Genomic DNA, 13,470 nt, shown 5'->3' on the forward strand with positions numbered 1-13,470 from the left:
TAACCTGTGACTGCATGCCGTTGGGTGTGTTCTGCACACCCAGCCCCATCCCTGCCGCGTATTGCACACCGTTGACATCCACACCGACCTTTATCGAATACAGCGCGTTCAGGTTGCCATTGATATCTGCAACTGCCTGAGCGTTAGTGGTGATGACCGTGGTCTGGTCGTTTACCGTGACGCTCAGTGAGTTGATTTTCGTCGCCGACGCCAGGCTGAAATCCGCCATCGCTTTCGAAAAATCAGTCACGTTTGATGTATTGCCACCAGCCGTGGCATCCAGGGTTTTCAGCGACTCGCTGAGTGCTTTCGTTGCATCGGCCATCACATTATCAACGCGATTAATGCCAGCCGCGTTGGCACCATACTGCGCACTCTGTTTTACCTGCTGGCTCACCTGCGCCAGTGTGTTCTGAATCAGTGCAATCGCCGTGTTTTGCACCCCTCCAGACGCATTAGCCGTTTTCCCTGACAGTTCGTCGAAACGGGATGCGGTAGAACTGTCGAGGGTGGACACCGCCTGTGTAAGCTGGGTTACGTTAGCGGCATTGTCCTCCGTTTGCGCCGTCAGTATATCAACCGCCGTGGCGCGGGCCTGCGTCTCGTCAGAGAGCGCCTGCGTGAGCTGCGTTACCTGTGCCGCGTTCTGGTCGGTTTTCGCCTCCAGGCGCGTCACGTCGGTAACGCGGGCCTGTGTTTCGGTGGTAATCACCTCCCGCAACTGAGTGAATGAGGCGCTGTTTGCGCCGTTCTGTGCAGATTGCCTGACAACTACGTCAGCGATGGCCAGGGCATTACCAATGATGGCCTCTGCCGTCTGCCGGTTCGCGCCCACTGCCGCCGCCAGTTGATCGGCGTTTTGACTTACCGCCTCTGCCAGTTCAGCAACCTTTTCACTGCTCTCCACGGCATTTTCAATAAGGTCTTTGAACAGTTCGGTATCCTTGATCTGCTCCAGCACGGCATCAGTGATATCAGACACATCAACACTGGACTGCCCCCTCACCCATCCGGTGTAACCCGACTCGTTCCCGGTCCTGTCCACCAGTTGTGCGCGGTACCAGAAAATCTGCCCCGCTTTGAGGCCCATCTGCTGATATTTGCGCAGCGGATACGGCACATCCGCCAGCAAAACCGCATCATCAGTCGTACCCGTGGCACTGTACTGAATTTCCGTTTTCAGCGTGTCGTCCGTGTTCGCAGGGAATCCCCAGTTCAGTTCAATGCCGAAAACCACATTGTCTGATGCGGTGAAACCGACAGGTTTCGGCGGGTTTCCTGTTTTCCCGGTCAGTGTTGTCTCGGTTGAATATCCCCAGCCTGAGGAAATTTCAGCCGCGTTAATAGCCCGCACCCGCGCAAGATAACGTCCGGTGTAAATGGCCGGCACCTCAAACGACGCAGTAGAACTGCGGGGTACGTTCACCCAGTCGCCATCGTTACGCCGCCACTGGGCCTCATACGAAATCGCGTTTGGTGCCTGGTCCCAACTGACGCGCATCGTCTCCAGGCTGATCCCCTGATTCACAACGGCGTAGCTGGAAATGACGATATTCGAAGGTGCAGACTGATTACCCGGCGGGATAACGCTTACCGGGCGCTGATCGATAATCGCGCCTGTATCGATGCGGGCATATTTATCCGGGTCGTGTGCGGCACCCACGATGGTGAATGTGCCGTCGTCATTTTCCGTAACACTGACGACGCGGTATTGCTGGGCATAAAGCGAATCTGACTCAACCACCCACACCGCCTGGGCTTCTGGCGTTGTCGTGAACACCGTCGAAACGGTGACTTTATTACCGCTGACAGCCTGAATGGTGCGGCTTTGTGATGCGCCTGTCGGCAGGTTCACCATGATGCGATCACCCGCCACGGCATCCGGCATACGGTCGAGCGTCAGTACCCGACCGCTTACCGCGCTGATGCGGCCGCCTGTCACTTTTCCGGCCAGATCCCTGTCACTGACCGCAATGATGTATCCCGGCTGCGGGATATTCCCGTCAAGACCAACGGAGAATGTAACCACGCGGTCTTTGTTATTGGTCAGAATGCCCCAGCGCCCCTTACGGTTTGCTTCCGATTGCCGGGTGCAACCGATAGCCGTCAGTTCAAGCTGGTTAAAGCCAAAGCGTCTGACCAGTTCCTGCTCGAAGACAGGTTCCATTGCGTCGGCGTAGCCGTTCGCCGGGTCGGAGTATGAAACCAGTGCAGTGGTATACCGGGTTTTTGAAGTGCTGCTGCTGTATGTGAATTTACCGTCAAGGGTATTCGCGTTGGTGTAGCTGTAATCGACGTCACGCGGCATATCAGCCAGAGCAACAATCTGATTGCCGCCCCAGTACGTCATACCCCGGAAAATAGCCGCAAAATCCCTCATGACTGTGTATGCGTCGTTACGGTCCTGCACATAAACATTGCAGGTGTAGCGGGGCTCCATACCATCTCCGCCCTTCCCGTCAGGGACAAGCTGATCGCAGTACTGCGCAACCTGATACAGCATCCATTTATCGATGTTAGCTGCCGTCAGCCTGTCGCCCAGCCCAAAACGATCCGTCACGACAAGATCGTAAAAAATCCACGCCGGGTTATCAGTCCAGGACCACTTAAAACCACCCTGCCATGTCCCAGAATATGAACGAGTAACGGGATCGTAATTATCCGGCACGCGGATAACACGCATATAGGGTTCGCAGGAAATCTGCGGCACTGAGCCATTAAACTGGCTGGAGTCGAACTCGATATAGAGAAGTGCTGTGTTGGGGTAGCGAAGCTTGGCATCGATAACCTCCGTGTAGCTCTGGAGCGTCATCGTGTCGCCGATTTTTGCGCTGTTTGCATCTGCCGTAATTTTGCGCAGTCGGACCGTCCACGTTGTGGCACCGGCTGGCAAATTGATGCGATGACTGCGCTCGTAACCGCTGGTCGTTTTACCGCTGACTGAGGTATTAATTACCGTCTGGAACGCGCCGCCGTCTGTCTGCAGATCAATGGCGTAGTTAATGCTGTAACCGACCAGATCGCCATCATCTTCCTGCCTGAAAATTGAGGGCCATTTAAGGCGCAGGCGAACTGCAGAAAGCTGGGGATTCGTAAATGTACGGGTCCAGGCTGTTGCGCTGGAAATGGTAATGCCGCCTGCGCTAATTTCGTTTTCACTGCCGGGCATCCCCTGAATGTAGGGCTGCGCCTGTGTGCCCGCACGAAACTCCCAGGTTACACCGCTGAAATTTGACGAACCGTCAGCATTAAGTAACGGCGTACCATCCAGAAAAATAGACTGCCCGGTTAGTCCGCCGGAAAATTCACCCTCACCAAGCGCCAGCAGGATTTTTGCTTTCGCGACCGACTGGAGGTCGTCAGGCTGTTCTGTCGGCGTGCGGGAACTGGAGCTGCCACCTTTGCGCCCCTGAATCTTTTTAGCCATATTGCGCCCATAAAAAAACCTCCCGAAGGAGGTTGTTAAATTGAGGTGATTTTATTGCTGGTCTTCAACGTAAATCCCCGCCGAAATAATTGCACCGCCGATACGACGCTTTCCATATCCCAATGGAACTGGATATCCTTGTGAGGCAGTATTCGTTACGCTCCCAAATGCATAAGACGGCTTATTATCAGCGTCTTGTTTACTGGCTAATCCCGCTGTTTGCGGGGAAAGCATCTGAATAACGCCACCAGCCATCATTGAAATCCCAAGGCTGGTTATTGCCCCACCGACTCCAACCCCTGCAACTGTCCAACTCGTGAATGTACTTATTAAGACACCAGCAACAACGAGTACGGCTCCCAAAACTGTTTGAAGCACTCCGCCACGTTTACTGCCAATCGCAACCGGAACAATTCGAATAACCTCACCCGACACAGGAAAACCAAGATCATCCTCACTAATATTCTTTTTGCCGCGAAAAACAGCATAAGTGAGCCCGCGGCGCTGGCTGGATATCATAAATTTTTCGAAGCCGGGAATGGTTGCCGCTAATGCTCGTGTTGCTTCATGAGTTGTACTGATCAGGCGATGATGAATTTTACCGAAGGTTTTACCCAGGATACCGCCAAGCTCAATTCTTGTCATAATTTCAGCCATAGATTCCCCATAAAAAAACCTCCCGGAGGAGGTTTCTTATTAATTTGATGTCGGCCTGATATCTAATCCAGTATTAGTATCACCCGCGATCCTGAATTTTTGAGTTTCATTATTAGAAATAACAGTGCTTGTTTCTTTATAAGGTTTACCGTTCCCGATGCCGCATAAACCTCCACCTTTAGGATCATCAGCAATGCCTAAAATATGTCTGCCAGCTTTAACTTTATAAGTGAGGGTCTCGCCCGTGCCAATTCTAGCAATGTGAGTACCGTCGAGAGTTAAAGTTGTGAAACAGCCACCACCGACCAACCATCCATTATCGCGCGTCACAATTAACTGAGCATCACCCCCACCCTCGGTTAAAACACGTTCATCTGGAACGATTTTAGCCTTGCTGGGTGAAACCGCTTCTGTTGCACAGCCAACTAAGCCCACAATCGCCAGCGCCAGTATGATTCGCTTCATATCCCTGCCCCTTCGTTTGTTTTGCCAAAGGTTAGCACAGAGTCTTATACCGCAGTATTTTCATTGTCCTTTCAGTCCAGTAACCACCGTACGGCACGCGATTGCTAAGCCTACCGTACAGGTGATGCAACATCATATTGCCTTCCAGCAAAACCCCTGCATGATTCCATTTGTTGGCCTGCACCTGCATGATCACCACATCACCCGGCTTCGGGTCGCCTGGCACCTCGCGGAATCCGCATTCATGCCAGTTATCCTGATATAAATTGTCTGGGTACTGGTCCTCCCACCACGGATAATCAACACGGTAATCCGGCAGTTCAATGCCGTACGTTTGCCGATAATAGGACATTACCAGCCCCCAGCAGTCGTAAATCCCCAGCACAAAAGGCCGCTCGAGCAACGGCAATTCGCCGCGCGGATTGATTGTGCGCAAGTCGCCTTCCGGCCAACTGACAATGTGCCAGGACACCGCCATCAGGTCGCATTGCGCTTTATCCAGTTCGCTGGGCTGGGTTGTCGCATCGGGGTGGCTATGCACAACAGCCGTAACCGTTCCCCAGTCTTCGGCGGCGGCGTAGTCTTCCGGGCAAAGGACAAAATTGTCCTCCGGCGCCACGGCAAGATTCCGACACGGGAAATACCGCTCAATGCGGCTTTTCTGTGCCACGACACCACAACATTCACGGGGATATACAGTGGCGGCATGCGCCATGATGGCATCTATGGTTTTCTGACGCATATCAGCTCCTGATGAGTGACGTGCCGGGGAATCCACCAAAAGAAAGTTCGTTATTTTCCCCAAAACGAAGTTTGCAGGCGGTCAGGGTGCCGTTGCACTGGTCCAGTGAAGGATCTGTCACCGGGTTGTTGTTTTTGTCGAAGTAGTTCGTGCCTGCATAGTCACAGCCATCACCGCTGCGGTACTTACCACGAATACACCAGGAGCAGAGAGAATGAAGCTGCCGGGTCGGGATCATTAACCCCTGCAGGTCCATCGGACTGGTTAACCGAAACTCGATAGCCTCTGATGTTTCGGTGTTTTTCCCGTCGATATACCAGACCTGCAATGTTTCCTGAGTGGGATCTGCAGTGGTATTGCCGGATGGGAAATTGCGCGCATCCAGATACTGCGCCAGCGTGTCATGTATCGTGACCGTCGCTTTCAACAGGTCGTCATATGCAAGACAAAGCGCCGTGATTGAACCATCGAGATTCGCAACAGTGAGTTTTGGCGTTGCACCACTACCGCTTGTCGATTTTTCAAGGCCATCAATCTGACAGGGCCATGCCGAATACTCAAAGCCCTGCCACCAGATGGATTTTGCCGTAAGTTTTGACTCATCCCCACCAGCAGAGGTTATTTCCGCTTCTGTATGGGGAATATTGTGATTGTGAAACCTCAAAACCTCGCCAGCGCCAAACGCGGTACCGTCCACCTCAAACAACCGAACGGTGTTACCCGGTTCCAGTTTCTGATAATCGTTGTTTAAACTCATGGTGCAAACGTCTGTTCAAAAGTCACGGAAAGGTTGTATTTTTTATTGCCCAGCGGCGTGGGTTTATAGCCTGCACAACGGTATAAGCCCAGCGGTTCAAGCGGCGGCGTCCACTGAAATGCTTTCACCCCACCATGCCTGTCCAGAAAGGCTTTAATAGTCGTGATATAGGTTTCGCTCCCCGTAAACTCCAGAGTCCACTTTTGCGAACGTGGATTGAGCCCATCGCCGGAAACCTGCGCATAACCATCACCAAACTGTGCTTTACGTGTTCGGAAACTGACTTCCTGCTCCGGGTTGATGCGCGGGCACCAGGTAAATGTTTCGATAGCCATTAACGACCTCCTTTAGCCAGATTCCATACGGCACCGCCTGGGGCAATATCACGCGCCATCAGTTCGCGATAACCCAATTCACGCAGTTCAGCAGCACCAGCCTTTGACGGCAAATCGCCATCCACCAGCGCACCACGGAAGAAAAGCGCATGCAGGACATCGACAGCAGCGCCGGATAGCTCTTTACTCATAGCCTTTTCAGGAGTAAGAAACCCACCACATGGATAATACAAATCATCAGAGACCGCTACGCCCCACCTGTCGTTAAATGGATGTGGCACGCCGAATTCATCCACAGCAATGGCTGAGAGTTCAAACCCATCGGGACAAATCACGGTCAGTGAACGTTTAAATCCACTCAGTGTTTTACCTAAAAAATCCAGTCGACCAACTAACAGCTTTTCAGCTTCATTGCTGGCGTACACGTGAACAGTAAGGTGATCACCGGAAAGTGTAGAGCCAAGTGATGAAATGCTGACGATCACTTTTTTAATGTGGCAGTTCATGTTTGTTTCCTTTTAGGTGTGAGCCTGTCGCACGGGAAGACCGCCCGATAACGCGGAATGCCCCAGGCTCACTACTGAAAGATATCGTTAGGCTGCGCGTGCGAGGCGCAATAAAAAAGCCCCGCGATTGCGAGGCTGATTTACTTCATATATTGCTTATTCCGGGCTATCTTCGACAATAAAATCGTCAGAGCCAAGACGATGAGTTTTATAGTCTCTGTCCAACATACCGTTTTTGTTCAGCCATTTTTTTGCGGCGAACACACCGACCAAATGCCAGTGGGTTAAAATTATATTATTTAGCCAATAGATATAATTAAACATGCAGCCCAATAACATTAATTCCAGGAATATTCTCTTTGAATGCCTTTGCCGACTGTTGATTTGTTATTACCGTAACCTCAGTAAAGGTGCATTTATAAAATGAGCAATTTAAAAATACTAACGCTCCATTTAGGTGTACCAACTCCTGAATATCTGGCAGTGCAATAACGTCGCCACAATTTGAAAAATTACTATGCTCAATCGAGCACCCTAAAATTGCGATAGTTAAGGGACCGACCAATCGGCAACGTCTAAATGTTTTATTTTGCTGTGCCTCAAGAACAGGCAATCTTAAATCGACAAGATGAATGATTGCATCAGAAAAATTTTCAGCCAATGGATTAACATCCGACTTAACCTCTAATAAATTGTTATAATATTTTTGTTGCGCACCAGCAAGAAGCGCTCTCTTAAACATATAAAAAGTTGCTGCAAGTAATAGTGAAGCTATTAATGCAATAGCAAATACACCAAACAAGCCAATATCTTTGTAGAAAGGAGCCGCCCTGGCTAAAACTCCAGCAATTGAACCACCAAAAAAAATCACAATAAAAGCTAGAAGTTTGTATATTCTCTCAGCAACTGAAAAATACGGATCTAATGACTTTAATTTTTTTAAGATTTCCATAGGTAGGTATTCTCTTATGAATTTTGAAATACTATCCATGAAGAATTACCTTTGGTCAATGGTGGATTATTACCAAAAACCAGAAAATATCTGCTGTAATGCCAGTTACTCAGCCTGTTGGTTGGATATCAATGTAATACTCTTTACCCTGCTCAAACTGGCTGAACGCAGCGGGGTTAGAGATGTGCATTTGCAGCAGGCCACGCGGCGTGTACTTCGACCAGGTTTTATTTTCTGACGTGTTGTCGGTAACGGGGCTCATGTGGACAGTGCAATGAGAATTGTCGTCAGCTTTTTGGATAAAGTGACAGCGGAACTTGGCACGAACGGTCATGGTGTATCCTCTGTTGGTTGATGTCGTTGTTGCTCAATGTAGCGAATTCCCGCTAACTGGTTATTCGCTGTTTCGATAGCGGCCAACAGTGGTTGAATCCACAACACCGCCTGGCAATATGTCAGGGTGCTGGTGGGAGTGGCGCCACTATCGGCTGAGTCAGCCCCGGCGGAATCGGCGTGCATTGCCCCGGCACGTAAACGGTTCGTGTATTCGAGCAGCCCACCAGCGATATCATCAGGAACAGGCAGATCGCAGGTTTTATCACGGCGTAATATCTCCCGGTATTTGATTACCGTTGTTTCGCTGTTCCCGGCCACAATTGCGTTTGCCCGCGCGGCGGTCTCAGCGGTTTTATTGAAGCGGTTTATGTTGAATGCCTGAGTGGCTATTACCTGACCCTGCAGAGCATTGTCTGATTTGAGTACGCGGTTTTCGCTCTCAGCAGTTGCGGCTTTGTCGCTGTAGTGAAATGCCGACCAGGACAGGCCACCGATGATGCTCAGAATAAAAGCGCCAATAACAATGAGGTACCTTGTTTTCACTGGTATTCCCCCCAGCACGTCAGGGCGCTTTCCTGATCCCGTCGCTCTACCTGGCCGTAACAGCCGTTCGCCTGGCCTTTGGTCAGCCGACAGTCGCGGCCCCCGTCTTTAATCCACCAGCGAATTGCTTCACATGCCCCTTTACGGTCGCCAGCATTAATGCGCTGGTAGAACGTCGAGGGGAAACACTTAGAGGGGCCAATGTTGTACGGACAGAATGACGCAATGCCTACTTTCTGGGGTTCAGTTAGCGGCACTTTTATATTTCGGTCTACCCATGCAAGTGCCTTATCACGCTCAACAGCGTTAACCTTCCTGCACTGTTCCTCTGTCGCTCTCTGCCCTTTGATAACTGGTTTGCCGTCAATGACCGTTACGCCATGACACAATGACCAGACGCCACCGGGATCGACGACGGCCACCAGCGCATTACCCTCTTTCTCGCTGATGAACTGATCAAACAGTACCGGCGCTGATGCGCCTGCAGCGATGAGAGACAACATTGCCGCGCTAAGCTTTGCCCTGTTTGCCATCACTCACCCCTGGCGGCTTTTCGCCGATCCTCTTTGATTTTGAAATACAGGCTTGTCAGATAAGTCAGCAAGCCAAAAAAAAGACTGCCAATTACACCAATCGCAGCCCACTGCTCAGGGGTGTAACCATCAAGAAGTTGTTTAAACCAGTAGGCGGCACTTCCGCCGGAAGCACCGTACGAAATGCCGGTTGTCAGTTTGTCCATTCGTAGCATGCTCCACCTCCGCATCCGGGAAGTGCTGTGTGAAGGAATTAAAAAGGCCGCCATATGGCAGCCTTGTGATGAGTAAAATAAGGGCATCGCTGAATCAAAAAAACATCATATTTGTCTGTGGCAAATGATAAAAAACTGCCATGATTGTTTTTTTACATTTTAGGGTATCTATGAAAAGCGAAGCTGAAATTATCGGGGGAGCGACTCTCAGAATTCTTAGGTCCTCACCACCCAGGTTACTATGCCGAAAATCTCTGATGATCGAAGTATCGAAAGAATTCGCAGAATTGTATGAACTGGATATGCATGTCGAGGATTCAATGACTTACGAGGCAGTCTTGCGGCTACTCATTAATTCCTCTGACTATCCATATAACATTCTAAAAGAGAACCCATTTTTGAACAGTCCTTACTAGAAGACGCGTATTGACCGTGCATGCTTAATGGTAAGCATCGATGCTTGTTAGCAAGGATGCTAAACATGGATATCAAGAGGCCCATAAACAACCTTGACGTTGTCTCCATGTTCAACCTCAACCCCACCATCAATAAGCCAGTAGTCACGTGCTTTTTGATCCCGTTCAACATCCCTTGCGCCTCCAGTGAGTAACAAAGCAATTTGAACCAGCCCGTTAAACTGAATCCAGTAAAATCCGTCTTTCATGGAAGCTCTCATATCCGTACGAAGTTGCACTCTGAAAACCAAAATGCGGCTTTACGATAAAAAATGGCCTGCTCGGACGAACAGGCTTCAAATCAGGTAAAGCATCTCTGAATGGTGCCGGGTGCCTCCCGGTGAAACGTCGACTGACTGCAACGTTCCGCATGCATATATAACTACAGGACCGTCAGTTATGCCCCTCCGCTTAGGGGGATTCACCATTTACTGAGCATTTTTTGTTTTTAATAACAAGACATGCAATGGAAGTGTAGCCCACCTTTCTGATAACTCACTGACAAGCGCAATTTTTTTCATGAAACATTAGATTCGGATCTCTCACCTTCGGTAGGCCGAGATGCAGTGCTGGTTGAAGATCTGGCCTTCGGGCTCTTTCGTAAAAGTGAAGGTTGTGTGTGATTCCCGAGGCCAGAAATGAAAAAGGCCCGCCGAAGCGAGCCTTAGAATTTGCTTTAATTTATTCACATGTGAACGATGGAGGAATCGAAGGTTTCAGCTCACTCCTGCAAGCCTGACACCATGATTGCACAATATGACGACCATCTCCCATGTCCCTGTCACCAAATTCTTCAATCCTGTAAAAAACGTGGTGACCAGCATCTGCTGAACATTTAGGACAAGACTTGTACTCCTGACCTTCAAGTTCTACGTACAGTGAATCGCGTAGTGGCTCTGAGCAACTGCTGCATCTATCCATATACTCTCCTTGCTGTGTGAAATCTCATTACTAGCAAGGGTTTAAATAAGATTCAATGACGAAAATCACGGCATAGAAGAATCTTTTAAGCTCGTGTCAATGAGACCACTCTTAACAGGTTAAAATAGTTTTTGCGTACGCGTTAGCTTTTTCGTATTCTCGTTGTAAAAATGATCTTGAGGAAACAAGGAATGGCTGGAATAGAGTTTTCTTTTGAAGGTTTATGTATTAACTGCGTGATCGCTCACAGAATTTTTCCCCGTTCTGCAACTAAGTCAATGACACCTGCCAAATTGAGTAAGCAGGTGCTCAATTTCAAAACAGAAGCCATAGATGCTTTACAACTGCGAATAACTGAGGCTTTAGCTGCTCGCTCCCATGGAATTGAAATGTCAATTCGACCAGGTGTCGCTGATAGTTTTCTAAATTTAGCTGCTTCTACATTTCGAAATAATGAGGCTACTTTCATCACTGTCAGTCATAGACTCGCAAATAAACTCACCGAAGCGCAGTTTAATAGTGGAGCCCCTGGCGGAATACTCTTGATAGTAAGTGGGCAGGTGGGAGAAGAACAGAGACCATTTTTAGCTGTGATTAAGGCTGAAACACAAACAGGTTTCAGCACGCAAGAAAATGAACAACAGTTAATGATGCAATATCTTAATGAACTTCTTCTCACACCATCTCAGCGGTTTTATAAAATAGGATTTATAGTTTCTATAGAGGATTGTGCTCCTGATGAGAAGGGAAACTACCCATCAGAATTATTTAAAGCATTTTTGTTCGATCACTTAATGACTTCTACAGACACTAGTAAAGCGGCTGCTTATTTTTACAACACATTCCTTGGGATGGACATCAATCAGTCTTCAAAAAAAATTACGCAAGACTTTTATGAGATAACTAGAGACTTTATTAACAATGCAGATATTGAGCAGGAAGAAAAACTAAACTTACATGAGGCGCTGCGCACCGAATTGCGCTCAAAAAAATCGACTTTAAATATAAATAATTTCGCTGACGAACACTTTCCTGATGAACTAAAAGATGATTACAAAAAAATAACAAAACAAAAGAAACTTCCAGAAACCTCTTTCATTAAAGATAACGATTATATAGCATCTAAATTAAAGAGAAGGAGCCGACTTATTTTCTCTAATGATATTTGGATGTCAGTACCGCCAGAAAACTTCAAAGAGTTAGTTGAAATAACACCAAATGAGAACGATAATACTACCACAGTTAAAATTAATGGTAGATTAACGAGTCGCTTATGACTGATTATGATGAATTTCAAAAGTACTTGGAGAATAACTATAAGGTATTTGAATCTTGGGGTCATTATGTGGCTGACACCATAATAGGTGATATCAGTGCAAAGTTAGGAGGCAGTCACATAAAGAGCTTCATTAAAATTCCAGTTGAACCAAGGGTCAAAGAAATAAATTCGGCTCTTGGAAAAGTCGCCAGAAAAGGTTATAGCGATCCAATATCGCAGATGACAGATCTTGTGGGAGCAAGGTTTGTTGTTCTTTTGTCTGAGGACTTAGAACTGATAAGCGATGTAATTGAAAACAATAGTTCGTTTATAGCTACGGTTTCAAAAAACTATCAAGAAGAAATAATGTTGAACCCGAAGTTGTTTGATTATCAATCGAAGCATTATGAAGTACGTCCTAAAGTTGCACTGGAGATCGATGGTTTAAAAGTACCTGAAAACATATGCTGCGAAGTTCAAATAAGAACACTTTTACAACATGCATATGCTGAGCTCGTTCATGATAATATATATAAACCGACAGGAGTTGTTCCGAAAGCAGCTGAACGTCACATAGCGCGCAGCATGGCCTTAATGGAAACCACCGATGATTTATTTTGTGCAACAATGAAGCTTCTTTACGATACTAACAAACATAGAAATCGTTTAAATGAGGCTTTATGTGAAATATATCGAGATACTATAGGATCTGGTTATATGCATTACGACGAGTCAACTAACTTTGTTGTTTTAGATGCTTTTAAAGAAAACTTTTCAAATGCAACGGAATCTGCAACCAGAGAGTTAATTTCGAAAAAATCATATCTCCCCCCCAGAATCAGGAGTCGCTCTACAAGTAAAACTTTATTTTCTCAGCCTTGCATTTTATTTATTTATTACTTAATTAAAAATCTCCCAGTTGAAAAAATAAGGGACCAATGGCCCCTTCCAGGTTATATTCATGAGCTTGAGTTAGCTTTTAGTGATTTGGGATTCAACTCAAGAAGATAGCAATTTTGATTCTTCAAGGGTGTATAGCACACCTTCAACATAACCTAATGCTGTTTGTAATTCTTTTCGAATAGTACCATCAGAACATCTCCTTTTTTTTGCAATTGTACGAAGCGATATTCCAATAACAAAATGAGCGATAATAATTTGGTATTCATTTGGTTTATTTTTTTTAAGTCTAGTAAGGCACCCATCAATCATCATTCCTTCATCGTCGCTGCATTGAAGTCGAGATTTTTTGCCATGTGGTAAGAGTCCCTTAAAACCTGCAGCTATTGGTTGCCAGTCCACTCCACTATTGTCTGATGCTGCCCATGCGCCCCATAAATCCATCACTTCATACATATCACGCATCAA

Annotated in this window: 16 protein-coding genes; 2 read left to right on the forward strand and 14 right to left on the reverse strand. The window is 47.5% G+C overall.

The window, feature by feature from the left end:
* From ABU190_RS25055 to ABU190_RS25115, 13 genes are all read right to left on the reverse strand, one after another.
* The coding region (locus tag ABU190_RS25055; protein ID WP_354692680.1) for a DUF1983 domain-containing protein at positions 1-3,427 on the reverse strand (3,427 nt) is incomplete at its 3' end.
* Between the two features lie 51 nt (positions 3,428-3,478).
* Positions 3,479-4,084: a tail assembly protein gene (locus ABU190_RS25060; RefSeq protein WP_354692681.1), complete on the reverse strand. Its 606-nt coding sequence runs from the start codon at positions 4,082-4,084 to the stop codon at positions 3,479-3,481.
* A 39-nt stretch (positions 4,085-4,123) separates the two neighbouring features.
* On the reverse strand, positions 4,124-4,549 hold the full coding sequence (locus tag ABU190_RS25065; protein ID WP_107224708.1) for a hypothetical protein: 426 nt from the start codon (positions 4,547-4,549) through the stop codon (positions 4,124-4,126).
* A 31-nt stretch (positions 4,550-4,580) separates the two neighbouring features.
* Positions 4,581-5,291 (reverse strand): C40 family peptidase, encoded by a 711-nt coding sequence (locus tag ABU190_RS25070; RefSeq protein ID WP_354692682.1) that lies wholly within the window; start codon positions 5,289-5,291, stop codon positions 4,581-4,583.
* A 1-nt stretch (position 5,292) separates the two neighbouring features.
* Positions 5,293-6,048, reverse strand: a complete 756-nt coding sequence (locus tag ABU190_RS25075) for a phage minor tail protein L (RefSeq protein WP_354692683.1) — start codon at positions 6,046-6,048, stop codon at positions 5,293-5,295.
* The gene (locus tag ABU190_RS25080) at positions 6,045-6,383 is read right to left on the reverse strand and encodes a phage tail protein (protein ID WP_354692684.1); all 339 of its coding nucleotides are present in this window, start codon (positions 6,381-6,383) and stop codon (positions 6,045-6,047) included. Before ABU190_RS25080 ends, ABU190_RS25075 begins: the two co-directional genes overlap by 4 nt.
* Positions 6,383-6,889: a hypothetical protein gene (locus ABU190_RS25085; RefSeq protein ID WP_354692685.1), complete on the reverse strand. Its 507-nt coding sequence runs from the start codon at positions 6,887-6,889 to the stop codon at positions 6,383-6,385. The genes ABU190_RS25080 and ABU190_RS25085 overlap by 1 nt, the downstream gene beginning before the upstream one ends.
* 316 nt (positions 6,890-7,205) lie before the next feature.
* Positions 7,206-7,880 carry a hypothetical protein gene (locus tag ABU190_RS25090; protein WP_354692686.1) on the reverse strand — a complete coding sequence of 225 codons (675 nt, stop codon included), beginning with the start codon at positions 7,878-7,880 and terminating at the stop codon, positions 7,206-7,208.
* Between the two features lie 70 nt (positions 7,881-7,950).
* Entirely contained in the window at positions 7,951-8,175 is a 225-nt protein-coding gene (locus ABU190_RS25095) for a hypothetical protein (protein ID WP_354692687.1), read from the reverse strand.
* Complete coding sequence (locus ABU190_RS25100; RefSeq protein WP_354692713.1) at positions 8,172-8,684, reverse strand: hypothetical protein; 513 nt, start codon at positions 8,682-8,684, stop codon at positions 8,172-8,174. Before ABU190_RS25100 ends, ABU190_RS25095 begins: the two co-directional genes overlap by 4 nt.
* A 32-nt stretch (positions 8,685-8,716) precedes the next feature.
* The gene (locus ABU190_RS25105; RefSeq protein ID WP_354692688.1) at positions 8,717-9,253 is read right to left on the reverse strand and encodes a lysozyme; all 537 of its coding nucleotides are present in this window, start codon (positions 9,251-9,253) and stop codon (positions 8,717-8,719) included.
* A complete protein-coding gene (locus ABU190_RS25110; protein ID WP_047371017.1) occupies positions 9,253-9,468 on the reverse strand; it encodes a class II holin family protein in 216 nt (71 codons plus the stop codon). Before ABU190_RS25110 ends, ABU190_RS25105 begins: the two co-directional genes overlap by 1 nt.
* Before the next feature lie 475 nt (positions 9,469-9,943).
* Positions 9,944-10,132: a hypothetical protein gene (locus ABU190_RS25115; protein ID WP_354692689.1), complete on the reverse strand. Its 189-nt coding sequence runs from the start codon at positions 10,130-10,132 to the stop codon at positions 9,944-9,946.
* Between the two features lie 903 nt (positions 10,133-11,035).
* On the opposite strand from ABU190_RS25115, the gene ABU190_RS25120 reads away from it, so the two are divergent.
* Together ABU190_RS25120 and ABU190_RS25125 are read left to right on the forward strand one after the other, a co-directional pair.
* On the forward strand, positions 11,036-12,121 hold the full coding sequence (locus ABU190_RS25120; protein ID WP_354692690.1) for a nucleoid-associated protein: 1,086 nt from the start codon (positions 11,036-11,038) through the stop codon (positions 12,119-12,121).
* Positions 12,118-13,113 carry a RelA/SpoT domain-containing protein gene (locus ABU190_RS25125; protein WP_090089274.1) on the forward strand — a complete coding sequence of 332 codons (996 nt, stop codon included), beginning with the start codon at positions 12,118-12,120 and terminating at the stop codon, positions 13,111-13,113. The genes ABU190_RS25120 and ABU190_RS25125 overlap by 4 nt, the downstream gene beginning before the upstream one ends.
* Here the strand turns inward: ABU190_RS25125 and ABU190_RS25130 are convergent.
* A complete protein-coding gene (locus tag ABU190_RS25130; RefSeq protein ID WP_090089276.1) occupies positions 13,102-13,467 on the reverse strand; it encodes an antiterminator Q family protein in 366 nt (121 codons plus the stop codon). The two genes, ABU190_RS25125 and ABU190_RS25130, sit on opposite strands and share 12 nt — an antisense overlap.
* Positions 13,468-13,470: the final 3 nt, after the last annotated feature.

It is taken from the genome of Phytobacter sp. RSE-02, assembly GCF_040578655.1.
Taxonomy (GTDB): Bacteria; Pseudomonadota; Gammaproteobacteria; order Enterobacterales; family Enterobacteriaceae; genus Phytobacter; species Phytobacter diazotrophicus.

Coding starts and splice junctions, on each gene's coding strand:
- ABU190_RS25110 (WP_047371017.1), bottom strand. CDS start 9,468: ATGCTACGAATGGACAAACTGACAACCGGCATTTCGTACGGTGCTTCC.
- ABU190_RS25105 (WP_354692688.1), bottom strand. CDS start 9,253: ATGGCAAACAGGGCAAAGCTTAGCGCGGCAATGTTGTCTCTCATCGCT.
- ABU190_RS25080 (WP_354692684.1), bottom strand. CDS start 6,383: ATGGCTATCGAAACATTTACCTGGTGCCCGCGCATCAACCCGGAGCAG.
- ABU190_RS25060 (WP_354692681.1), bottom strand. CDS start 4,084: ATGGCTGAAATTATGACAAGAATTGAGCTTGGCGGTATCCTGGGTAAA.
- ABU190_RS25085 (WP_354692685.1), bottom strand. CDS start 6,889: ATGAACTGCCACATTAAAAAAGTGATCGTCAGCATTTCATCACTTGGC.
- ABU190_RS25070 (WP_354692682.1), bottom strand. CDS start 5,291: ATGCGTCAGAAAACCATAGATGCCATCATGGCGCATGCCGCCACTGTA.
- ABU190_RS25065 (WP_107224708.1), bottom strand. CDS start 4,549: ATGAAGCGAATCATACTGGCGCTGGCGATTGTGGGCTTAGTTGGCTGT.
- ABU190_RS25075 (WP_354692683.1), bottom strand. CDS start 6,048: ATGAGTTTAAACAACGATTATCAGAAACTGGAACCGGGTAACACCGTT.
- ABU190_RS25125 (WP_090089274.1), top strand. CDS start 12,118: ATGACTGATTATGATGAATTTCAAAAGTACTTGGAGAATAACTATAAG.
- ABU190_RS25115 (WP_354692689.1), bottom strand. CDS start 10,132: ATGAAAGACGGATTTTACTGGATTCAGTTTAACGGGCTGGTTCAAATT.
- ABU190_RS25095 (WP_354692687.1), bottom strand. CDS start 8,175: ATGACCGTTCGTGCCAAGTTCCGCTGTCACTTTATCCAAAAAGCTGAC.
- ABU190_RS25090 (WP_354692686.1), bottom strand. CDS start 7,880: ATGGATAGTATTTCAAAATTCATAAGAGAATACCTACCTATGGAAATC.
- ABU190_RS25120 (WP_354692690.1), top strand. CDS start 11,036: ATGGCTGGAATAGAGTTTTCTTTTGAAGGTTTATGTATTAACTGCGTG.
- ABU190_RS25130 (WP_090089276.1), bottom strand. CDS start 13,467: ATGCGTGATATGTATGAAGTGATGGATTTATGGGGCGCATGGGCAGCA.